Below are 21,863 nucleotides of genomic sequence, written 5' to 3'. Positions count from 1 at the left end.
GGGGTACGGCTATGAACAAGACCATTAATATCCAGGATACATTTCTGAACCAACTTCGCAAAGAAAGCATACCGGTGACGGTATTTTTGACGAATGGATTTCAGATCAGGGGAACGATCAAAGCCTTTGACAATTTCACGATCGTCATCGACAGCGACGGACGCCAGCAAATGGTGTACAAGCACGCGATTTCCACGTTCCAACCGCAGCGCAACGTATCGCTGATGCAGGAAACGCAAAGCGAAGACTGAAGCGATAGTGAAACTTTTTTGATTTCAATACGTTAAAGGTATAGGAAAAGGAGAGAGCAACCTGACCCAGGTTGTTCTTTTCGTTCCGGGCATTGTTGGGCGTGCCGTATTCATCCAGAATCGGGTTCAAACGCCTCGTTCCGGCGCTTGCGCCGGAGTTTGAGGGCGGGGGCCGAACCTTTAACGGAAGGAATGAAGGGGGTCAGAGAAACCATGTCCAGCCAAAATCCAAGACTGGAACGAAGCAATAAATCGGGGAAAAAAGGAAAAGCGCCGAAGGCGCGCAAAAAGAAAAGACTCACCGTGAAAAAATTGCTGTGGACTTCGTTTTTTACGATCGCGTTTGCGGTTTTCTGCGCGATTGCGGGGTACATGTACATTACGGTCAGCGGCGAAAAGATCCTCAAGGAAAACGGGGATAAGATGACGGTTTACGAAACGACTAAGGTGTACGACCGTAACGGCGCGTTGATGGGGGAGCTTTCGATCGACAAAAGCGAACCCGTCGAATATGACGAACTCCCGGACATGCTCAAAAAAGCGTTTGTCGCCACGGAAGACCGGCGGTTTTTCGAGCATAACGGGGTCGATCTTTGGTCGATCGGCAGAGCGGCGGTGAAAGATGTCGTGGCCCGTTCTCTGGTGGAAGGCGGCAGTACGATTACGCAGCAGCTCGCCAAAAACATTTTCCTGAGCGCGGACAAAACGTTTTTCCGCAAAGCGACGGAGATGTCGATTGCGATGGCGCTAGAACGTCATAATACGAAAGAAGAAATTTTAACGCTTTATTTAAACCGGATTTTCTTCGGGAAAAACGCCTACGGGATCAAAGCGGCATCCCAACGATATTTTGGCGAAAGCGACTTGAACAAGCTGGAACTATGGGAAATGGCGACGCTCGCGGCCATTCCTAAGGGGCCGTCCAAATACAATCCGATCGCCAATCCGGAGCTGTCCAAGGAGCGTCGCGGCGTCGTGCTCGACTTGATGTACCAGGAAGGATACATCACCGCCGAGCAGCGGGATGAAGCAAAGGCGGTCGATTACGACTACGAGCCTCCGGCCAGCAACCAAAGCTACCTCGCCTTTAAAGACTATGTGGTCGAGGAAGCCGAGGAGAAGTTCGGCCTCACTGAAGACGAGCTGAACCGCGGCGGCTACAAAATTTACACGACGATGGACGCCCAGGCGCAAAAAGCGGTAGAGAAGGCGTTTGCCAACGACGATTATTTCGAGAAAAGCAAGGACGATAAACAGGTTCAGGGCTCGATCGTCATTATGAACCATGAAAACGGCAGCCTCGTCGCCCTGCTTGGCGGCCGGGATTACGAGCGCAAAGGCTACAGCCGTTTGAACAGCCGCAGACAGCCGGGGTCGGCGTTTAAGCCGATCGTGTCCTATGCGCCGGCGCTCGAATCGGGGAAATTTACGCCCAATTCGCAGATCCCGAACAATAAGCAGTGTTTCGGCGATTATTGTCCGACGAATCTGCACGGCTATTCGAACACGATCAACCTGACGACCGCGCTGACGAAATCGGAGAACATTCCGGCCGTTTGGCTGCTGAATGAGGTCGGAGCCGGCACGGGAGTGAAATACGCGCAGGAAATGGGCATCACGATGGACAAAAACGACCGCAATCTGGCGATTGCGCTCGGCGGTTTGACCTACGGGACGAACACGCTCGAAATGGCGGGGGCGTTCAGTGTGTTTGCCAACGGCGGAGAATACAATCCTCCGTATTCGATCAAACAGATTGTCGACCATAACGGGGTAGTGAAATATAAATACAACCCGCCGAAACCAAAAAGGGTCATCAGCGAAAAGACGGCCTACTATATGACGGAAATGATGGAAAACGTCGTCAATGAAGGGACGGGCCGGCGGGCGAAAATCGACCGTCCGGTTGCCGGGAAAACGGGGACGACGCAGCATGGCATTCCGGGCCTTAGAAGCAGCAAAAACCGCGACGTCTGGTTCGTCGGCTACACTCCGGAATGGACGGCCGCGATCTGGATGGGCTATGACAATGCGGATAAAGACCATCTGCTGAACGGAAGCAGCGGCCAGACCGCAGCGCTGTTCGCCGCGGTCATGAAAGAGGCGCTGGCCGGCGTGCCGGTCAAGGATTTCCCGGTACCGGCCAACCTGCAGCCGCCGGAGCAAGAGGAACCGCAGACGGCGGCGCCGTCCGAACTCAGCGCGGCTTATAACGTGGATACCGGTACAGTAGCCCTTAGCTGGAAAGGCGTGGAACAACAAGGTGCGGTTTACCGGATTTACCGCCGGGAAGCATCGGAAACGGAGTTCACCCATATTATGGACTCCAGCGCCACGGAAACCGAAGACATCAGCATTACCCCGGGAACGGGTTATATCTACTATGTTACGGCTTACGACCCCGTCAATGACGCGGAAAGCGATCCTTCGAACAACGCCCAGGTGTTGATCGAAGCGGGCGAAGATCCGATGGACGATCTGCCGGATCCGGGCGTAGGCGGGGACGGCAACCAGGGACAAACCGGTGATGACCAAATTGACGACGGCAGCGGAAATCAAGGTTTCCCGTCCGGAAATTGGAATGGCTCGGGAGACGGCCAGGGGAACGGCAACGGAAATGGCCAGGGCAATGGGAATGGCCAAGGGAACGGTAACGGCAATGGCAACGGTAACGGCAACCATGGAAACGGAAGCGGGAACGGAGACGGAGACGGCGGCGTTACGATTCCCGGAACCGTGGTTCCTAACGACGGCGGTTCCGGCGAAGGAGATGCGGATACGCTCGCGCCTCCCGCCGATGGAAATAACGGTCAAACCGATTCCGGGAACGGCGTGGACGCTCCGGTTGGTGCGAACGAAGCGGTTCAGGGGACGGGGGGTTAACCTGCCGAATTCCCGTAAGCGCCGATTGATCTAATATGGCCCGCGAACCTGCCGGCCAGCAACCCGCAAGGCAAAGACCCCCAGAGCAGCGATTTTAGCGTCTGGGGGTCTTTTCTCGTTTGTTCTGGCTGCTTTGTGACTCTTTTTCAAATATGGTAAAGTGATAGTACATTGTTGTGAAAGGGCTATAATCTTATGAAGCGAAAATTCGGAGACCGCGCGAACTGGCGCCGCATTACCCAGCGTCACTTCAAGTCCAAGTTTATACAGAACGATGTCTTCACGGGATATGTGACGTTGTACACGATTCAAGATCTTCGCGATCCGCTGTGGAAAACCTACGGAGGACATACGTTCCGTATTGCCGACAAAGGGTTTACGTGGCTGCAGTATTACCCGAAAGGGGCCCATTACGTCGTCACCGCGATGTTCGATGACCAAGGGGAAATCGTGGAATGGTATATCGATATTTGCAAAACACAGGGGATTACGGATCAGGGCGTGCCCTGGTTTGACGATTTGTACTTGGATATTGTCGTGTTAAAGACCGGAGAAGTGTTTTTGCTCGATCAGGATGAACTCGACGACGCGCTCACGGGTGGCCTTATTACGGTAAAAGATTATGATCTGGCTGCGGAAACGGCCCATGAACTGCTTCATGCCATTAACAAACAGCGCTTTCCGCTTTTTCAGTTGTCGCTTGAGCATTTCCGCAGCGGGTTTATGAACGCGTAAGCCGCATCCGATTGGAGGTTGAGACATGCTTTTTGCCAAGAAAAAAACATCGTTGAATTTTGGACAACCGGTACGGAAACAACGGGGAATTCGGCGAAAATTGATCCGCTGGGGGCTCGTGTTGATCGCGCTGGGGCTGGCCTGGGCGCTTTATGTGCTGGCCCAGATCGGCAGCGTCGAGCGAAATCCCGCCGTGAGCGCGGGTTTTTCCAAACCGGCCGATGTCGGCATCGTGCTGGGAGCCTCTCTGTGGGGGGACGTACCGAGCCCGGGTCTGCAGGAGCGATTGGAGCAAAGTATTCAGGACTTTAAGGATGGGAAGTTTAAGCTGTTTTTACTTACGGGCGGCAAGGATACGGCCGATTCCAAATACACGGAAGCGGAAGGCATGGCGAATTATTTGGAGCGCCGCGGCATCCCGCGGGAAAAAATACTGCTTGAAAACGAGGCGACCAGCACGTTCGAAAACCTGAAGTTCAGCCAGGCGATCATGGAAGAGCATGGATACGATTCCGCCCTTATTATTACGCATACGTATCACGGAAACCGGGCGCTGGAAATCGCCGAGACGTTTGGATATCACGATCCCAAGCTGTCTTTAAAGAAATCCGCGGTGCTCAAACCGATTCCCAACACGGTACGGGAGATTTTGGCCTATACGAAATGGAAAATGGATCAGCTGGCGCTTGCTTTTGGCCGAGGGTGACAAAACTTCTAATAACGGACAGGGAGAGAGAATACATTTAAAAGTGTGCTTTGAAAAAGACTACCTTTTTCAACTTGCCCCTTTAAATTAAGATCAAAAATTCGGGTTTTCAGCACCGAGACGAATTTTTGATTACCTTTAAAAGAGGTGATGTCCCTATGTCTGGGCGTGTTGTAGCCAGAAGCGGCGGCTCTCCCGAAGAGAGACCATCCCGGCAAATCAACGTCATTCTGCGCAGCGCCGAACCGCCGGTCGTCTCGCAAAGCGTTCCCGAAAGCGAACCAAACCTTTCCGCCAAAGCTTTGCCGCAGCAAGGGCTGTTCGCGGAAATTCAGAAGGAATTGGATCACCTGATCGGTTTGGATCATATCAAAGATTTCATGTACGAAATTTTCGCGTTTTTGCAGATCGCTTCCATGCGCTCGGAAGCGGGCCTGCTGTCGGGGCCGCAGGTTTACCATATGGTTTTCAAAGGCAATCCGGGCACCGGCAAAACGACGGTGGCGCGCATCGTCGCCAAGATGTTTCAACGGATGGGCGTGCTTAGCAAAGGGCATTTGATCGAAGTGGAGCGGGCCGACCTGGTCGGCGAATACATCGGCCATACAGCGCAAAAAACACGAGATTTGGTCAAAAAAGCGCTGGGTGGCATTTTGTTCATCGACGAAGCCTACAGCCTGGCGCGGGGCGGGGAGAAAGACTTCGGCAAGGAAGCGATCGATACGCTGGTCAAAGCGATGGAGGATCAGAAAAACCAGTTCATTCTCATTTTGGCCGGCTATTCCGATGAAATGGATTTTTTTCTGTCGACGAACCCGGGGCTGCCGTCCCGGTTTCCGATCCAGATGGATTTTCCGGACTATACGATCGACCAGCTGATTCAGATCGCCGAAGCGATGGCCAAGGAACGCGATTACATCCTGATGCCGCAGGCGATACTCAAATTAAAGCAGCATTTGCTTAAGGAAAAATGCGAAAGCGAGCATCTGTTCAGCAACGCCCGCTACGTCCGCAACGTGATCGAACGTTCGATCCGCCAGCAGGCCGTCCGGCTGCTGAACCAATACGGCGGCGGCTCTCCAGGGAAATTGGAGCTGATGACGCTGCGGACGGAGGATCTGAAGCTGGAGAAGAAGGGATAACCGGTTTATATAAGGAGCAGTGGTTTATGGCCAAATCGTTACACGAGACCAACGACAAAATTCAGGATATCGCCGTTCTCGTCAGCTTGATTACCCCGGAAACGAAGCAAACCGGGATCGATCCATCCTATTCCCTGGATGAATTGGTCCGGCTGGCGGAGACGGCGGGCGTGGAGGTGGCGGAGACGGTGGTGCAAAACCGCGACAAACCGGATCCCCGCTGGTTTATCGGCAAAGGCAAGGTACTGGAGCTAAGGGAGCTTATGGACCGCCTGGGAGCGAATACGGCGATCTTCGACCAGGAGCTGTCCGGGGCGCAGGTGCGTAATCTGGAGGAGATGCTGGACGCCAAAATTATCGACCGTACGCAGCTGATCCTCGATATTTTTGCCCAGCGGGCGAAAACGCGGGAAGGGATCATTCAGGTGGAGCTGGCGCAGCTGACCTATCTGCTGCCGCGGTTGACCGGTCACGGCAGAAACCTGTCCCGGCTCGGCGGCGGCATCGGCACGCGGGGGCCGGGGGAAAGCAAGCTGGAGATGGACCGCCGCCATATCCGGCGCCGCATCGGCGAGCTGAAGCACCAGCTGGAAGAGGTGACGCGGCACCGCCGGCTGCATCGGGCCCGCCGCAAGGAGACCGGGGTCGTGCAGGTAGCGCTGGTGGGGTATACGAACGCCGGCAAGTCCACGCTGCTTAAGCAGCTTACGAACGCGGACGTGTATGTGGAGAATCAGTTGTTCGCCACGCTTGACCCGACGACGCGGCTGTTGCCGCTGCCCGGCGGTAAAGATGTGGTGCTGACCGATACGGTCGGATTCATCCAAAACCTGCCGCATGATTTGGTGGCCGCTTTCCGCGCGACGCTGGAGGAAGTGAACGAGGCGGATTTGATCCTTCACGTCGTCGATGCGTCGTCGCCGATGCGCCAGGAGCAAATGGAAGTCGTAGGGCGGATTTTAAATGAGCTGGGGGCTGGGGGGAAACCTCAAATCGTTCTTTTCAACAAAATCGATCTTTGCCTGCCCGAAGGCTTGCAAATGCTGCCCTCCGGTGAAGGGTATTTAAAGATCAGCGCTTACGATGAACGGGACCTCACCGCGATCCGCGAAGCGTTGCAGCGCAGTTTGTCCGGCGGAACCAAATCGTTTCGGATTCCGGCGGAGCGGGGCGATCTCGCCTCCGTTTTGTACCGGATCGGCGATGTAGTGAATCAGCAAATGGATGAAGCAGACATGATTTACCATGTGAACGTAAACCAGGCGGATTTTGCGAAATACGGGTATCAGCTCGCTCCTTTTGCGGTTCAAAAGCCTAACGTCCATGAAGAAACGAACGAATCGAGATAAAGGGAGAGAGAACAACAAGATGGCGGTATTTTCGGAAGAGATTGTAAATTGGCTGAAAGCGGCGGAGCAGCAGGCCGAGGGGAGGTTTCGGGAGATTGACCAAATCGCCGATCATAATCAATGGAAAGTGATCGAAGCGTTTCAACGGCACCAGGTGAGCGACTATCATTTTTCCGGCTCGACCGGTTACGCCTACAATGACCGCGGGCGCGAGGTGCTGGATCTCGTGTATGCCGACGTATTCGGCGCGGAAGCGGCGCTCGTCCGCCCCCATTTCGCTTCCGGGACGCATACGATTGCGACGGCTTTGTTCGGTCTCTTACGACCCGGGGACGAACTGCTCTACATCACCGGCCGTCCTTATGATACACTACATAAAGTGATAGGTAAGCCGGGGGACGGCAGCGGCTCGCTGCAGGATTTCGGGATAACCTATAACGAGGCAGAGCTAAATGCCGACGGCTCAATCGATTGGGAGGCGGTGAGAGAGAAAATTACCGATAGGACGAAGGTGATCGGCATCCAGCGGTCGCGTGGATACGATTGGCGCGATTCCTTTACCGTCGAACAAATCGGGGCGATGGTGCGCGAGGTTAAAGCGATCAAGCCGGATGTTATCGTGTTCGTCGACAACTGTTATGGCGAGTTTACCGAAGAACGGGAACCGACCGAGGTCGGGGCCGATCTGATCGCCGGCTCTTTGATCAAAAATCCTGGCGGCGGCCTGGCGGAAACCGGGGGATACATCTGCGGACGCGAAGATCTCGTGAGGCTGGCTTCCTACCGCCTGACAGCGCCGGGAATCGGCGGCGAAGTCGGGGCGATGCTAGGAACGACCCGCGGCATTTACCAAGGGCTGTTCCTGGCGCCGACGATCGTGGGACAAGCGGTCAAAGGCAGCGTCCTGGCGGCGGCGGTTTTCGAGCGGGCCGGTTTTGCGAGCCGGCCGAAGTGGAGCGAGCCGCGGACCGATTTGATCCAGGCGATTTCCTTCAGCGGTGCGGAGCAATTGATCGCTTTTGTGCAAGGGATTCAAAAGGCCGCTGCGGTGGACGGACACGTCGTGCCGGAGGCTTGGGATATGCCGGGCTATGAACATCCCGTCATTATGGCCGCCGGTACCTTCATTCAGGGCGGGAGCCTGGAATTGTCCGCCGACGCGCCGATACGTTCCCCTTATATCGCGTATATGCAGGGCGGCTTGACCTATTCGCACGTGAAATTCGGCTTGCTTACCGCCCTCCAGACGATGAAAGACCGCAACTTGTTGTGAGTTATCCTAACATATCTATTGACATGTTAGGATAACTCACATATGATAAGGTCAAGAGATTATATAACTGGAAGGTTGAGAGCGATGAGTGACGAAATTCGCAGAAATATGGCCTTGTTTCCTATCGGTATCGTAATGAAGCTTACGGATTTGACGGCAAGACAAATCAGATACTATGAACAGCACGAATTGATTGTGCCTGCGCGCACTTCGGGGAACCAGCGTATGTTCTCTTTTAATGATGTCGAGCGTTTGCTGGAGATCAAAGGTCTCATTGATAAAGGCGTTAATATCGCCGGCATCAAGCAGGTGATGAATCCGATGACCCGTGAATCCCAAGAGGCGACGGTGATCACGAAGGACACGGAAGAGAAGCGGAAAGAGATGACGGATTCCCAGCTTTACCGCATGTTGAAACAGCAGTTGGTCTCCGGGAGCAAGCCGAATCAGGTTTCTCTGATCCAAGGCGAGCTGTCCCGCTTTTTCAAAAAATAATCTAAATGTTGGGAGAGGTTTTTGATGAGTTACACCAAAGAAGATATTTTGCGCATTGCCAAAGAGGAAAATGTACGTTTTATCCGCCTGCAGTTTACCGATTTGCTCGGTACGATCAAAAACGTGGAAATTCCGGTCAGCCAATTGGAAAAAGCGCTCGACAACAAAATGATGTTTGACGGCTCTTCCATCGAAGGTTACGTTCGTATCGAAGAATCTGACATGTACCTCTATCCGGATCTGGATACCTGGGTGGTTTTCCCTTGGGTGACTGAAGATCGCGTTGCCCGCCTGATTTGCGACGTGTATATGCCGGACGGCACGCCGTTTGCCGGAGACCCGCGCGCCATTTTGAAGCGCGTGCTGAAGGAAGCGGAGGAAATGGGCTATACCTCGATGAACGTAGGTCCGGAACCGGAGTTTTTCCTGTTCAAAACCGATGATAAAGGCAATCCGACGACGGAACTCAACGACCAAGGCGGTTACTTTGACCTGGCTCCGACGGACCTTGGCGAGAACTGCCGCCGCGAAATCGTGCTGACGCTGGAAGAGATGGGCTTTGAGATCGAAGCCTCTCACCACGAAGTGGCTCCCGGCCAGCACGAAATCGACTTCAAATATGCGGATGCGGTCAAAGCGGCCGACCAGATTCAGACGTTCAAACTGGTCGTCAAAACGATCGCCCGCCAGCACGGCCTGCATGCCACGTTTATGCCGAAACCGCTGTTTGGCGTCAACGGCTCGGGGATGCACTGCCACCAATCGCTGTTTAGAGGGGATACGAACGCGTTTTATGAAGAAAGCGATCCGCTTGGCCTGAGCCAAGAAGCCCGCTATTACATGGCCGGCATCTTGAAGCATGCCCGCGCGTTCGCCGCGATCACGAACCCGACGGTTAACTCTTACAAACGCCTTGTTCCGGGTTATGAAGCGCCGTGTTATGTGGCCTGGTCTTCCAGCAACCGCAGCCCGATGATCCGGATTCCGGCTTCCCGCGGTCTCAGCACCCGGGTCGAGGTGCGCAACCCTGACCCGGCGGCCAATCCTTACCTGGCGCTCGCCGTGATGCTCAAAGCCGGCCTGGACGGCATCAAGAAGGAGCTTCCGCTGGTGGAACCGGTCGATCGCAATATCTATGTGATGTCCGAGGAAGAGCGCGTCGAGGAAGGCATTCCAAGCCTGCCGGCCGATCTGAAGGAAGCGCTTGGCGAGCTGCTCCGCAGCGAAATCATTTCCGAGGCGCTTGGCGATCATGCCTTGACCCATTTCTACGAGCTGAAGGAAATCGAATGGGATATTTTCCGGACGCAAGTACATCCGTGGGAACGCGATCAGTACATGACGTTGTATTAATCTTAAGGAATCCCCTGGGGCCGTCGGCTTCAGGGGATTTTTTTTGGGGCAATCATGTTGGGCTCGGCCTTGAAATCGGCGTTTGACAGCCGGCAGCTGGAACGGCCTATCGTCGGGTGGAACGACCAATCGTTCGGGTGGAAAGGCCAACCGTTGGCTGGAACGACGCAGCGTCTACCTTTAAAATAGCGGAACTTTATGTGCTTATTATCCGGAGCCAGGCAGGTTCATTCCCATTAGCGGTATTTTTTGTTCTTATTTTCCTGTGCATGGTCCAAAACGCGGGTATTTCCTTGCGGTTAGAGAAAATAGCGACATAAATTTCCTTTATTGCACTCGATGAGAGTGATGTCGCCGAAATAGCGGCCTTTTTTGTCCTTATATTTTTCGCTGGAGTTTCACCTTCGGTCCAAGTACCGTCGTGGTGAACGGGTGAACGGGTTTAGATGAAAATAGGCGGAATGGTAAAATGTTCGCTGGGGATTAGTAGATTTTGGAAATCACAAATATGCCGTTTTTTATTCAGCGATTGGATACCTTATAGATATAAGGAGGTTGAATGAAATGGTTACCGCACTCAAAAGATATCAGCGGCGCCGGTATCGTTTGAAACAGTGGTGGGTTTCCGAGCGGTCGGGATTCGGGTTTGGATGGGGGATGCGCGGCAGACGGGGAAGATCCGGTTACGGAACGATGCCTTCTTTCCCGGATTTGGATTGGGACTAGCTGGCGGTTAGGACCTCTTTTCCCGACGCAAAAAAAGGACGCAGCAGTCAAATTCTGCTTCGTCCTTTTTTCATTGCCGGAAATTTGAATCATTGCAGATCCCGGAACAAACCGACTACTTTGCCGAGAATGGTTACGTGCTTCAGACGCAGCGGCTCCATGGTCGGGTTTTCCGGCTGCAGGCGAACATGGTCTTTCTCCTTGTAAAAGGTTTTGACCGTCGCTTCGTCGTCTTCGGTCATCGCCACCACGATGTCCCCATTGTCCGCTGTCTGCTGTTGGCGGACAATCACGTAATCTCCATTATGTATCCCGGCTTCAATCATGCTGTCTCCACTCACGGAAAGCATAAAGATTTCGCCTTCTCTTGCGTAATGCTCCGGCAAAGGAAAGTAATCTTCGATATTCTCCGTGGCGGTAATCGGAACGCCTGCCGTAACTTTGCCGACGACGGGCACGCGAGCAACGGTATGTGAGAAGTTATTTATGTTCTCGGATTCTTCCTGATTGAGCAGCTCGATGGCACGCGGTTTGGTCGGGTCGCGGCGGATCAGCCCTTTCTTCTCCAACCGGTCCAAATGGCCGTGAACCGTAGAACTGGAGGCAAGTCCAACGGCTTCCCCAATCTCCCGGACGGAAGGCGGGTATCCCTTGGCGCGAACTTCGTTGCGGATAAATTCCAGAATGGCCTGTTGCCGGCTAGATACCTTTGACATATCGGATCAACCCCATTTAGTAACGTTTGGAAAAATTATAACATAGAACTGCCGTTCGTACAAACATTAGTTCTAAAAGAAGGCTTTAAAGAAAGGGATAAGCATAAAAGGGGAACGATTGTTCGAAAAAAGTATTGAATCAAACAAATGTTCGTGTTATAGTAATGGCATAAATAAGAACAAATGTTTGGAGTGATGGATTATGCCAAGATACACTTCTTATAAAAGCATCTACGATCAACCTTCTTTTACTCGTCCCGCGCAAAGAAGATTACATATTTCGTTGTTCCGCAACGGCTTCGCCAAGTTTGCCGTTTTTCTTCTGGTGTTGAGCCTCACTTGCACAGGTGTGGTGACGGCATTTGCCGCCTCCTCGGATTTCGGCCGGCCGGAACAGGAGCTTGAACAAATCGTCATCCTGCCCGGGGACACACTGTGGGAAATCGCGGCAGAACATAAGCCGCTAGGATCGGATACACGTGTGTATATCAAGAAATTGATGCGTGTCAACGGGTTGGACTCAAGCGCGATTGAGGCGGGGGATACGCTGTTCATTCCTTTGGAATGACCATATGTATGCATATGAAATTCGATTTTTTCTTACTATAATAAGTGCGTATTCAACCTCAATAAAATAAAGGGGCTTGTTATTGGCGTTAGGGAGTGATTTCCGCCGCCTTGACAAGCTCTTTTTCTCATGTCAAAGTAAGAATTAATGCCCTGTATGATGCTTGTTCCGCCAAAACGCGGGTAAACCGGAATCATCAGATACGCATAGTAAATAAATCCAGGAGGAAGATATGGACATCGATGCTTTGGTAGAGCGGATTAACGAACTGGCCCGTAAACATAAAACGGAAGGTTTGACCCAGGATGAGATGCTGGAAAGAGCCCAGCTTCGCGAAACGTACCTGGAGAATGTGCGCAGAAATTTTCGCCGGCAGCTCGATTCGATCGAGATTGTAGATAAATAGGGGAGGAACATGCATGGCTTCGTTTGACCGGAAAGTGGAGCGGAATCAGCTCCGCATGCAAAAAAAAGGAAAGGGCCCGAATTTGGGGAGCGGGCAGGGCGGAAGAAACACGAGAAGCGGGCTGGGAGCTAATGGGGAAGGCGACGTATTCAAAGGGCGCAACATTATTTTGCCGATCGTGCTGTTTTTGTTGGCTCTGCTCTATGCCGGCGTTGGCATCATCGGGAATTCGGCTGAGGTGAACACGATGTTGTTTTGGATTACGATCATCCTTTACGCCGTGCTGGCGCTCGCCATATTTCTCCGCAAGCCGTATTTACGCATCAACAAAAGCTGGCTCTACACCTCGAAATTTAACCGGGACAAAGCGCTGGATGCCGGAAATATCAGCAAAATCATCGTGAGCCGGAACAAAATCGTAATTGAACCGAAAATCCGGGATGTGAAGTGGGTGTTCTACCGTACGCGCAACCGCTTTGACACCGAGGCGATGGCCGCGCGGCTGGAACTCTACGCCAACACGCATCACGTGAAGCTGGTCAAGGAATAAGGCGTTTTTCATTTGCCCCCAAAGGGAGATCATGGAGCGAGGTTAAAACGATGACGATTAAAGGTATTTGTTTTGATTTGGATGATACGCTGTTGTGGGATGACCGCAGCGTAAAGGAAGCCTTTGCCGCTGCATGCGAGTTTGCGGCGCAGCGGGTGCCGGGAATCGTCCCGGAAGAGCTGGAGGAAGCGGTGCGGCGGGAAGCCCGGGGATTGTATGAATCTTACGAAACGTTTCCGTTTACGAAGATGATCGGGATTAATCCGTTTGAAGGCTTGTGGGCTACGTTTTCGGCCGGAGAGCAGCCGGAGTTCCGCCAGCTGGAGCAGCTTGCTCCGGTATACCGCAAGGAGTCCTGGCGGCGTGGTTTGCTGGCCGTCGGCGTCGATAACGAACAGCTCGGCGAGGAACTGGCGGCGCGGTTTGCGCAAGAGCGCCGTGCCCGTCCGCATGTCTACGAAGAAACGTTCCATGTGCTCAAGGAACTTCACGGAACCGTAAAGCTGCTGCTGTTGACGAACGGATGTCCGGCTCTGCAGCAGGAGAAGCTCGACGGCGTGCCGGAGCTGGCGCCGTTTTTTGACGAGATCATCATTTCCGGCAAGTTCGGCAAAGGCAAACCCGATCCGTCCATTTTCCATCATGCGTTAGAGCGTTTGGGGATCGAAGCCGGCGAAGGAATCATGGTCGGCGACAAGCTGACGACCGATATTAAAGGCGCGCTTAGCGTCGGTATGACGGCCGTATGGGTCAATCGCGACGGAAAGCAGCGCAGTGACGAAATCAAACCCGATTACGAAATTTCGCACTTGTCCGAACTGCACGATATCATCGCGCGTTTGGCGTAAGTTTTCGTCCGGACGTCCGAGCAAAAGCGGATGTTCGATCGATAAGCGGGAAGGAGGGAAATCCATTGCCGGGAAAAGTCGGGTGGATCGCCGTTTTGGTGCTGATCGTCGCCGTGCTTGGCGGCTGCGGACGCAGCGAAACGACAGCGGCTGACAGCGGGCCGCTCGAGCCGATCCGCGTAAATCTTGAAGTCACGCCGGATACCGTTGAAAGCGGCGGGACCGTAACGTTTACCGCCAAGGTGGGGCATCGCGGAGAAAACGTCGATGATGCGCAGGAGGTTATGTTCGAATTTTGGAACACCGATGACGAAAACGCCGAGCACAGCAAAGTGACGGTAAAAAGCGCCGGGGACGGCACCTATGTCCTCAAGCACAAGTTTGAGGATCCGGGAACCTATAAAGTGATTTCCCATGTGACCGCACGGGATCAACATTCGATGCCGTCCAAACAGTTTACGGTACAGTAACGCCGATCGATTTTACATAAAAACCCCGCGCGCAACAACAATCAAGCTGCCTGCATCCGATGGAGATGAGGGCAGCTTATTTTTGCTTTATATTAGGGTGAACTAAAGAAACATCTCTTTTCTTCAACGCTTTATTCTGTTAAACTATATCGTAACGTTTTACGGGAGGGACACGATCATGAGCAAACCGAGCCTGGAAGACAGAATAAAAGAACGAATACTGATACTTGATGGCGCCATGGGCACGATGATCCAGCAGGAAAACCTTGTTCCGAATGATTTCGGCGGGGAAGAGCTGGATGGCTGTAACGAGATGCTCGTTCTCACCCGCCCGGATGTGATTCAAGGCATTCACGAGCAATATTTGGCGGCCGGAGCCGACCTGATTGAAACGAATACGTTTGGGGCAACCTCCGTTGTCCTGGCCGAATACGATATACCGCATCAAGCAAGGGAGTTGAATCTGGCGGCGGCAAAACTTGCCGTAGCGGCCGCGGAAAAACACAGCACGCCGGACCATCCGAGATATGTCGTTGGCGTGCTGGGCCCGACGACCAAAACGCTGTCCGTCACCGGCGGGGTCACCTTCGACGATTTAACCGACAGTTACGAGGAGCAGGCCATCGCCCTGATCGACGGCGGCGTGGATGCGCTGATGCTGGAAACGTCGCAGGATACGCTGAATGTGAAGGCCGGAAGCATCGGGATAACGCGGGCGCTGCAAAAAACGGGCAAACAGCTGCCCTTGATGATTTCCGGAACGATCGAGCCGATGGGCACGACGCTGGCCGGGCAAAATATCGAAGCGTTTTATATTTCGCTGGAGCATCTAAAGCCGATTTCGGTCGGACTGAACTGCGCAACCGGTCCGGAATTTATGCGCGACCATATCCGTACGCTTTCCGGTATCGCAAAAGCCGCGGTAAGCTGCCACCCGAACGCGGGACTGCCGGACGAAAACGGCAAATACCACGAATCCCCGGAATCGCTGGCCCAGAAAATGGCCGCGTTCGCCGAGGAGGGCTGGCTTAACGTCGCGGGCGGCTGCTGCGGAACGACGCCGGCTCATATCGCCGCGCTGGCGCAGAAGCTGAGCGGATACCGGCCGCGTACGCTCATCGGAGAACATCCTCCGGCATTGTCCGGCATTGAGCCGGTTTATGTTGAGTCCGCAAACCGGCCTTATTTGGTCGGGGAGAGAACAAACGTTCTTGGTTCGCGGAAATTCAAACGTCTCATCGTGGAAGGCAAATATGAAGAGGCTTCGGAAATCGCCCGCGCCCAGGTCAAGAACGGCGCCCAGGTGATCGACGTGTGCGTTCAGGATCCCGACCGCGATGAAGCGGAGGACATCAAGAAGTTTCTTGAACTGGTTGTGAAGAAGGTCAAAGTGCCTTTAATGGTTGATACGACCGATCCGAAGGTAATCGACTTGGCGCTAAAATACTGCCAAGGCAAATCGATTATTAACTCCATTAACCTTGAGGACGGAGAAGAGAAGTTCGAACACGTCACCCCGTTGATCCATAAATATGGCGCGGCCGTTGTCGTAGGGACGATCGACGAGCGGGGACAGGCAATCACCCGCGAAGACAAGCTGGAGGTGGCCAAACGTTCCCACGATTTGCTCGTGAATAAATACGGCTTAAACGCCGAGGATTTGATTTTTGACCCGCTTGTATTCCCGGTAGGAACGGGGGACGAGCAGTACATCGGCTCCGCCAAGGAAACGATTGAAGGCATCCGGCTGATCAAGGAGGCGCTCCCGAGCTGCCAAACGGTGCTTGGGGTCAGCAACGTGTCCTTTGGCTTGCCGGAAGCGGGCCGCGAGGTGCTGAACTCCGTATTTTTGTACGAATGCACCAAGGCCGGCCTCGATTATGCCATCGTCAACACGGAAAAACTGGAGCGGTACGCAAAAATCCCGGAAGAAGAACGGCGGCTGGCGGAAGAACTTATTTATCATACCAATGACGAGACACTGGCCGCATTTGTCGCGGCTTTCCGCAACAAAAAAGTGGTGAAGCAGGAGCGCACGGTTCAGTTGACGCTGGAAGAACGGCTGGCTTCCTACGTGGTGGAGGGAACGAAAGAAGGGCTGATTCCCGACCTGGACGAAGCGCTTAAACGCTACAGCGCGCTGGAGATCATCAACGGCCCGCTGATGGCCGGGATGGAGGAAGTCGGTCGGCTGTTCAACAACAACGAGCTGATCGTCGCGGAAGTACTGCAGAGCGCGGAGGTCATGAAGGCTTCCGTCGCTTATCTCGAGCCGTTTATGGAGAAAAACGAATCGAGCGTAAAAGGGAAAATCCTGCTGGCTACCGTGAAAGGCGACGTGCATGACATCGGCAAAAACCTGGTGGAGATCATTCTGTCCAACAACGGTTACCAAATCGTGAATTTGGGCATAAAAGTACCACCGGAACGCATCATTGAGGCCTACCGGGAAGAAAAAGCCGACGCGATCGGCTTGTCCGGTTTGCTCGTCAAATCGGCACAGCAGATGGTATTAACCGCGCAGGATTTGCGCAACGCGGGCATCGACGTGCCGATTATGGTCGGCGGGGCCGCCCTGACGCGCAAGTTTACGAAAACGCGCATCCGGCCGGAGTATAACGGCATGGTTGTCTACGCCAAAGATGCGATGGACGGTTTGGATCTGGCCAACAAGCTGATGGACCCGGCAAGCCGGGAGCAAATGCGGCTGGAAATGGAAGCGGAGAAAGAGGCCGATAAGGCGGTGGCCGTAGCCGAGCCTATGCCGGAGCTGACCCGCGTCCGGCGTTCGCAAATCCGCACGGATGTGCCGGTGTTTACCCCGCCGGATTTGGAGCGGCATGTGCTGCGCGATTATCCGATCGGCCATATTACTCCTTATGTGAACTGGCAAATGCTGTTGGGGCATCACTTAGGTTTGCGCGGCTCCGTTGAACAACTGCTCGCAGCGGGGAACGAAAAAGCGGTGGAGCTGAAAGAAACGGTGGATCAGATTTTGCTGGAGGCGGTCACGGACGGCATTATCCGCACGCAGGCGATGTACCGCTTTTTCCCGGCGCAATCGTTCGGCAACGACATATTGATCTATGATCCGGCCGATCACGGCAAAGTGATCAAACGGTTTAGCTTCCCGAGACAGCGGGTGGAGCCTTATCTGTGCCTTGCCGATTACCTGAGACCGGTGGACGGCGGAGAGATGGATTACGTCGGATTTCTGGTCGTGACGGCCGGGCAGGGCGTGCGCCAATTGTCCGAAACATGGAAGGATCGGGGGGACTATCTCCGCTCGCATGTGCTGCAGGCCGTTGCGCTGGAGCTGGCGGAAGCGCTGGCCGAGCGTGTGCACCATATTATGCGGGATATTTGGGGGTTCCCGGATCCGTCGGATATGACCATGAAGCAGCGCCATGGGGCCCGTTACCAAGGGATTCGCGTCTCGTTCGGCTACCCGGCTTGCCCGGATCTCGAGGATCAGCAGCTGCTGTTTGACCTGCTGCATCCGGAGGACATCGGGATCGAGCTGACGGAAGGCTTCATGATGGAGCCTGAGGCCTCCGTGTCGGCGATGGTGTTCGCCCATCCACAGGCTCAGTATTTTAACGTGGACAAAGCTTGAACTACCTCTTAAAAGAAGAAGCTTCTGGCGAACCCTCCGAGCATCGGAGGGTTTTGGCAGTCTTTTTTGGTTCAAGACTTGATTACAACCGGAAGGACGATGCGCATGGAACTTTATTTTTTGGGGACCAATGCCGGGGTGCCGTCGCTGGAACGCAACGTAACCTCGTTGGCGCTGCGTCTGCTCGAGGAACGCCGTTCCTTGTGGCTGTTCGACTGCGGCGAAGGGACGCAGCATCAGATATTGCGTTCGCCCCTGAAACTGAGCAAGCTGGAATACATCTTCATTACGCACCTGCACGGCGACCATCTTTTTGGTCTTCCCGGTCTGATTTCCAGCCGGGCTTACCAGGGCGGAGATTCGCCGCTCACCATTTTCGGCCCCAAAGGTTTGAAAAAATTCGTGAATACCACGCTTGAGCTCAGCGAATCGCGAATCGATTACAAGCTTGAAATCGTAGAACACGATGGCGGGGTGCTGCTGGAGGACGATACTTTTCGCGTGGAAGCCGCTTTGCTGGAGCACCGGATTGCCAGCTACGGATACCGCGTTGTAGAGAAGGACCTGCCCGGCAAGCTGGACGCCGCGGTGCTGGAACGTTACGGCATTCGCCCCGGACCGCTTTACGGCAAGCTGAAAAACGGAGAAAGCGTCGTAACGCCAAGCGGCGAAACGCTGCATGCCGCAGATGTGCTCGGGAAGCCGAAGGCGGGGCGGATCGTTACGATTCTCGGCGACACGCGCCCTTGCAGCGCGGCCAAAACGCTGGCTCAAAACGCCGATGTGCTGGTGCATGAGTCCACATTTTTGCATGAATTGGCCGACACCGCCCACGCCTATCACCACAGCACGGCAAGGCAAGCGGCGGAGACCGCACGCGATGCGGGAGCGCGGCATTTATTTCTTAACCATTTCAGCTCGCGGTATAAGTCCGAGGATCAGCTCGAGCGGCTGGAGGTTGAGGCCAAAGCGGTTTTTGCCGAGTCGGAGCTGGCCAGGGAGCATGTACTGTACCCGATACGGCGCCGGTCCGATCGGGAAAGCTGAAAAAATATTTTCCGGGAAAGCGCAGGAAATGACAGCCGCCTTCAAAGTTTGGCAGCGCGTCAAGACGTTTTTTTGACAAATTTCCAAAAGGGTGAGCCGGAAATTTGCCTGATCCTGGGTGAAATAGGTACAATGAAATGGATACGGCCAAATGGGAAGGATGAAAATATTGCCTGAGAGATGGAAAGCCTTTCTGATTGATTTGGACGGCACGTTATATCACGGGACGCGGATGATTCCCGGTGCGGATCGCCTCGTTTCGGTGTTGCGGGCCCAAAAAATTCCTTTTTTATTCGTCACGAACAATTCATCCCGGACCCCGGAGCAGGTCGCTGCGCAGCTGCAGGCGATGGGAATTCCCGCCAACGCGGAAGACGTGTGCACTTCGGCGGTGGCGGCGGCGGAGTATATCGCGGGTGAACTGCCGGCCGGCGTTAAGGTGGCGGCGATCGGTGAGACCGGATTGCTGACCGCGCTTCAGGACGCGGGGCTGCCGCTGGATGAGGATCAGCCGGATGTGGTCGTTCAGGGAATCGATCGCAATTTTACATACGAAACGTTGACCAAAGCGGCCCGCTGGATCAGCGGAGGCGCCAGGTACGTGCTGACGAATCCCGATCTGCTGCTGCCTTCGACAGGAGGATTGATGCCGGGAGCGGGAACGTTGTCCGCCGCGATTCAAGCGGCTACGGGAGCTAAACCCGTGATCATCGGCAAGCCGGCCGAACCGCTGATGAATTTTGCCATTAAGCGTTTAGGCTTGCGGAATGAAGAAGTGGCCGTCATCGGGGATAACATGCTGACGGATATCGCTGCAGGAGTAAACGCGGGCTGCGGGACGATTTTGACGTTGACGGGAGTGACGACCGAAGAACGGTTGCCTGACGCGATCAAGACTTCCGGCTTCCGTCCGGATGCGGTGTGCCGCAATTTGGATGAGGTTGCCGGGCTGATAGGCTGAAGGCCGGTACAGACGAAGCAACGAATGAATCAACGAATGAACTTATGTATCCATGAAACGTTCCAAATCATGAACCTCATGAACGAAGGGAAGATGACCCATGCCGGAGCTGCCGGAAATGGAAAACTATCGAATTCAGTTGTCACAGCGTATTTTGGATATTCCGATGACGGAAATCGCAATTCACCGGGAGAAGTCGATTAATATGGAGGCTGCCGCGTTTACCCGGGAACTCGCCGGCAGACAAATCATTTTTATCGAGCGGCGGGGCAAGCATTTGCTGTTTCATTTGGACAACGGCAAGCGGCTGCTGCTGCATTTGATGTTAGGCGGACTGCTTTATCTGGGGTCAAAAGAGGATCATCCGGAGCGGAGCACGCAAATCGAAATCACCTTTGCCGGCGGCCAGGTGCTTTATTTCATCGGCCTGCGCCTTGGCCATCTGCATCTGCATAGCGCCAAGGAAGCGGAGGAGCTCATGTCGCATCTGGGCCCGGAGCTGCTCGACCGCAGAATGAATGAAGAGCGGTTCATCTCGATCCTGCGCAAACGCCGCGGCAGCTTGAAAACGACGCTTGTCAACCAGGATGTCGTCGCCGGCATCGGCAATCGCTATGCGGATGAAATTGCCTTCGCCGCCGGACTGCTGCCGATGGCCAAGCTGCAAAACATGAGCGAAGAAGACCTGTCGCACCTGTATAAGGCGATGCGGGAAGTGCTGCTGGAAGCGATCGAAGCCGGCGGATACATTGAAATGCCGCTGTTCAAAAACGATGCGCTCACCGGCGGAGCAAACGGGATTTGCCGTGTGTACGACCGGGAGGGAGAGCCCTGTCCGCGCTGCGGCGACGAAATCGTGAAAGCCGAAATGAACGGACGAAAAGTGTTCTACAGTCCGGGCTGCCAGCATGACCGCTGAGCTGAAAATCGGGGGACATTTAAGTATTCGCGGGGGGTATTTCGGGGCCGCCAAAGCGGCGCTTGGGCTCGGAGGCGGAGCCTTTCAGTATTTTCCCAAAAACCCCCGCAGCCTTGCGGTAAAAAGCTTCGACCCGCAGGATGCGGCGAGCTGCCGCGGCTTTTGCCGGGAGCATGGCCTTGTTTCCGTGGCGCATACGCCCTATCCGAGCAATCTGGCGGTAAGCCGGGGCGATGATCCCGCCGCGTACCGGAGAATCGTGGACTCGCTGCGCAACGATCTGGCCATTGCCGAGGCCTGCGGATCTTTGGGAATTGTTGTTCATTTTGGCACATTTAAGTCAGGAAACCCCTTACAAGGATACCAAAATATTATACAATGTATTAATGATGTGCTCGATGGCTGGCAGGGAGCGGCAAAGCTGCTTATTGAAAACCAGGCCGGCGATCACGGGGATATGGGCATGACGATCGAGGAACTGGTGCAAATTCGCCGCTTGTGCCGGGATTCGGAGCGGATCGGCTTTTGCCTCGACACCTGCCACGCTTTTGCGGCGGGGATGTGGCGGGGAGAAGATGATCAGGACTTTGCGGAAAAAGCCGACCGGCTTGGGTTATGGGACGGCCTGGGCGCCGTTCATTTCAATGATTCAAAATACCCGGTATTATCGCGGAAGGACCGTCATGCCCGCGTTGGTCAGGGCTATATCGGCGAATCCGGTTTTCGCTGGCTGCTGAAGATCAATGCGATCCGGAATGCACCGCTTATTTTTGAGAGTGAAACCGGAGAAGATGGGACCTATAGAGACGATTTGGAGCGAGTGAGGCGGTGGGTGGAAGCCTAAGCAGC

Annotated in this window: 21 protein-coding genes; 20 read left to right on the top strand and 1 reads right to left on the bottom strand. The window is 54.3% G+C overall.

The annotated features are described in order from the left end of the window. The first annotated feature begins 11 nt into the window (after window positions 1-11). The 10 genes from hfq (at window position 12) to EHV15_RS36660 (ending at window position 10,913) form a co-directional block, all read left to right on the top strand. Window positions 12-251, top strand: coding sequence for an RNA chaperone Hfq (gene hfq / locus EHV15_RS25715; protein ID WP_128633743.1), 240 nt, complete (start codon window positions 12-14; stop codon window positions 249-251). Window positions 252-464: 213 nt separating this feature from the next. After that, window positions 465-3,134, top strand: a complete 2,670-nt coding sequence (locus EHV15_RS25710; RefSeq protein ID WP_128633742.1) for a PBP1A family penicillin-binding protein — start codon at window positions 465-467, stop codon at window positions 3,132-3,134. A 195-nt stretch (window positions 3,135-3,329) separates the two neighbouring features. After that, window positions 3,330-3,869: a ribonuclease FAU-1 family protein gene (locus tag EHV15_RS25705; protein ID WP_128633741.1), complete on the top strand. Its 540-nt coding sequence runs from the start codon at window positions 3,330-3,332 to the stop codon at window positions 3,867-3,869. 25 nt (window positions 3,870-3,894) lie between these two features. Next, window positions 3,895-4,575 carry a YdcF family protein gene (locus tag EHV15_RS25700; RefSeq protein WP_128633740.1) on the top strand — a complete coding sequence of 227 codons (681 nt, stop codon included), beginning with the start codon at window positions 3,895-3,897 and terminating at the stop codon, window positions 4,573-4,575. A 158-nt stretch (window positions 4,576-4,733) separates the two neighbouring features. Beyond that, the gene (locus EHV15_RS25695) at window positions 4,734-5,717 is read left to right on the top strand and encodes an AAA family ATPase (protein ID WP_128633739.1); all 984 of its coding nucleotides are present in this window, start codon (window positions 4,734-4,736) and stop codon (window positions 5,715-5,717) included. Window positions 5,718-5,743: 26 nt separating this feature from the next. Then, a complete protein-coding gene (hflX, locus tag EHV15_RS25690) occupies window positions 5,744-7,066 on the top strand; it encodes a GTPase HflX (protein WP_128633738.1) in 1,323 nt (440 codons plus the stop codon). A gap of 19 nt (window positions 7,067-7,085) precedes the next feature. Further along, window positions 7,086-8,339, top strand: coding sequence for a methionine gamma-lyase family protein (locus EHV15_RS25685; protein WP_128633737.1), 1,254 nt, complete (start codon window positions 7,086-7,088; stop codon window positions 8,337-8,339). An 84-nt stretch (window positions 8,340-8,423) separates the two neighbouring features. Further along, window positions 8,424-8,834 carry a MerR family transcriptional regulator gene (locus EHV15_RS25680; RefSeq protein WP_128633736.1) on the top strand — a complete coding sequence of 137 codons (411 nt, stop codon included), beginning with the start codon at window positions 8,424-8,426 and terminating at the stop codon, window positions 8,832-8,834. Between the two features lie 24 nt (window positions 8,835-8,858). Then, window positions 8,859-10,187, top strand: coding sequence for a type I glutamate--ammonia ligase (gene glnA, locus EHV15_RS25675; RefSeq protein WP_128633735.1), 1,329 nt, complete (start codon window positions 8,859-8,861; stop codon window positions 10,185-10,187). 564 nt (window positions 10,188-10,751) lie between these two features. Beyond that, a complete protein-coding gene (locus EHV15_RS36660; RefSeq protein WP_178075953.1) occupies window positions 10,752-10,913 on the top strand; it encodes a hypothetical protein in 162 nt (53 codons plus the stop codon). Window positions 10,914-11,002: 89 nt separating this feature from the next. Here the strand turns inward: EHV15_RS36660 and lexA are convergent, their stop codons facing one another. Next, window positions 11,003-11,629 carry a transcriptional repressor LexA gene (gene lexA / locus EHV15_RS25670; RefSeq protein WP_128633734.1) on the bottom strand — a complete coding sequence of 209 codons (627 nt, stop codon included), beginning with the start codon at window positions 11,627-11,629 and terminating at the stop codon, window positions 11,003-11,005. Between the two features lie 202 nt (window positions 11,630-11,831). Here lexA and EHV15_RS25665 point away from each other — a divergent pair, with 202 nt between their 5' ends. From EHV15_RS25665 to EHV15_RS25620, 10 genes are all read left to right on the top strand, one after another. Then, window positions 11,832-12,197: a LysM peptidoglycan-binding domain-containing protein gene (locus EHV15_RS25665; protein WP_128633733.1), complete on the top strand. Its 366-nt coding sequence runs from the start codon at window positions 11,832-11,834 to the stop codon at window positions 12,195-12,197. A gap of 232 nt (window positions 12,198-12,429) precedes the next feature. Next, window positions 12,430-12,603 (top strand): DUF896 domain-containing protein, encoded by a 174-nt coding sequence (locus EHV15_RS25660; protein WP_128633732.1) that lies wholly within the window; start codon window positions 12,430-12,432, stop codon window positions 12,601-12,603. Between the two features lie 13 nt (window positions 12,604-12,616). Then, window positions 12,617-13,153 carry a hypothetical protein gene (locus EHV15_RS25655; protein ID WP_128633731.1) on the top strand — a complete coding sequence of 179 codons (537 nt, stop codon included), beginning with the start codon at window positions 12,617-12,619 and terminating at the stop codon, window positions 13,151-13,153. Between the two features lie 50 nt (window positions 13,154-13,203). Further along, a complete protein-coding gene (locus EHV15_RS25650) occupies window positions 13,204-14,001 on the top strand; it encodes an HAD family hydrolase (protein WP_128633730.1) in 798 nt (265 codons plus the stop codon). Between the two features lie 65 nt (window positions 14,002-14,066). Then, entirely contained in the window at window positions 14,067-14,471 is a 405-nt protein-coding gene (locus tag EHV15_RS25645; RefSeq protein WP_128633729.1) for a FixH family protein, read from the top strand. Window positions 14,472-14,649: 178 nt separating this feature from the next. Continuing rightward, a complete protein-coding gene (metH, locus tag EHV15_RS25640) occupies window positions 14,650-18,087 on the top strand; it encodes a methionine synthase (RefSeq protein ID WP_128633728.1) in 3,438 nt (1,145 codons plus the stop codon). Between the two features lie 105 nt (window positions 18,088-18,192). Then, window positions 18,193-19,134, top strand: a complete 942-nt coding sequence (gene rnz / locus EHV15_RS25635; RefSeq protein WP_128633727.1) for a ribonuclease Z — start codon at window positions 18,193-18,195, stop codon at window positions 19,132-19,134. A gap of 169 nt (window positions 19,135-19,303) precedes the next feature. Beyond that, window positions 19,304-20,095 carry a TIGR01457 family HAD-type hydrolase gene (locus tag EHV15_RS25630; protein WP_246061778.1) on the top strand — a complete coding sequence of 264 codons (792 nt, stop codon included), beginning with the start codon at window positions 19,304-19,306 and terminating at the stop codon, window positions 20,093-20,095. A gap of 100 nt (window positions 20,096-20,195) precedes the next feature. Beyond that, window positions 20,196-21,014, top strand: a complete 819-nt coding sequence (locus EHV15_RS25625; RefSeq protein ID WP_128633725.1) for an Fpg/Nei family DNA glycosylase — start codon at window positions 20,196-20,198, stop codon at window positions 21,012-21,014. Beyond that, window positions 21,004-21,858, top strand: a complete 855-nt coding sequence (locus EHV15_RS25620) for a deoxyribonuclease IV (protein WP_128633724.1) — start codon at window positions 21,004-21,006, stop codon at window positions 21,856-21,858. The genes EHV15_RS25625 and EHV15_RS25620 overlap by 11 nt, the downstream gene beginning before the upstream one ends. Window positions 21,859-21,863 lie beyond the last annotated feature (5 nt).

The organism is Paenibacillus oralis (assembly GCF_003863965.1).
GTDB lineage: Bacteria > Bacillota > Bacilli > Paenibacillales > Paenibacillaceae > Fontibacillus > Fontibacillus oralis.
This window is presented reverse-complemented; position numbering and strand designations above follow the sequence as displayed.

Coding starts and splice junctions, on each gene's coding strand:
- EHV15_RS25680 (WP_128633736.1), top strand. CDS start 8,424: ATGAGTGACGAAATTCGCAGAAATATGGCCTTGTTTCCTATCGGTATC.
- EHV15_RS25705 (WP_128633741.1), top strand. CDS start 3,330: ATGAAGCGAAAATTCGGAGACCGCGCGAACTGGCGCCGCATTACCCAG.
- hfq (WP_128633743.1), top strand. CDS start 12: ATGAACAAGACCATTAATATCCAGGATACATTTCTGAACCAACTTCGC.
- glnA (WP_128633735.1), top strand. CDS start 8,859: ATGAGTTACACCAAAGAAGATATTTTGCGCATTGCCAAAGAGGAAAAT.
- EHV15_RS25665 (WP_128633733.1), top strand. CDS start 11,832: ATGCCAAGATACACTTCTTATAAAAGCATCTACGATCAACCTTCTTTT.
- rnz (WP_128633727.1), top strand. CDS start 18,193: ATGGAACTTTATTTTTTGGGGACCAATGCCGGGGTGCCGTCGCTGGAA.
- metH (WP_128633728.1), top strand. CDS start 14,650: ATGAGCAAACCGAGCCTGGAAGACAGAATAAAAGAACGAATACTGATA.
- lexA (WP_128633734.1), bottom strand. CDS start 11,629: ATGTCAAAGGTATCTAGCCGGCAACAGGCCATTCTGGAATTTATCCGC.
- EHV15_RS25660 (WP_128633732.1), top strand. CDS start 12,430: ATGGACATCGATGCTTTGGTAGAGCGGATTAACGAACTGGCCCGTAAA.
- hflX (WP_128633738.1), top strand. CDS start 5,744: ATGGCCAAATCGTTACACGAGACCAACGACAAAATTCAGGATATCGCC.
- EHV15_RS25695 (WP_128633739.1), top strand. CDS start 4,734: ATGTCTGGGCGTGTTGTAGCCAGAAGCGGCGGCTCTCCCGAAGAGAGA.
- EHV15_RS25650 (WP_128633730.1), top strand. CDS start 13,204: ATGACGATTAAAGGTATTTGTTTTGATTTGGATGATACGCTGTTGTGG.
- EHV15_RS25710 (WP_128633742.1), top strand. CDS start 465: ATGTCCAGCCAAAATCCAAGACTGGAACGAAGCAATAAATCGGGGAAA.
- EHV15_RS25625 (WP_128633725.1), top strand. CDS start 20,196: ATGCCGGAGCTGCCGGAAATGGAAAACTATCGAATTCAGTTGTCACAG.
- EHV15_RS25620 (WP_128633724.1), top strand. CDS start 21,004: ATGACCGCTGAGCTGAAAATCGGGGGACATTTAAGTATTCGCGGGGGG.
- EHV15_RS25685 (WP_128633737.1), top strand. CDS start 7,086: ATGGCGGTATTTTCGGAAGAGATTGTAAATTGGCTGAAAGCGGCGGAG.
- EHV15_RS25700 (WP_128633740.1), top strand. CDS start 3,895: ATGCTTTTTGCCAAGAAAAAAACATCGTTGAATTTTGGACAACCGGTA.
- EHV15_RS25655 (WP_128633731.1), top strand. CDS start 12,617: ATGGCTTCGTTTGACCGGAAAGTGGAGCGGAATCAGCTCCGCATGCAA.
- EHV15_RS36660 (WP_178075953.1), top strand. CDS start 10,752: ATGGTTACCGCACTCAAAAGATATCAGCGGCGCCGGTATCGTTTGAAA.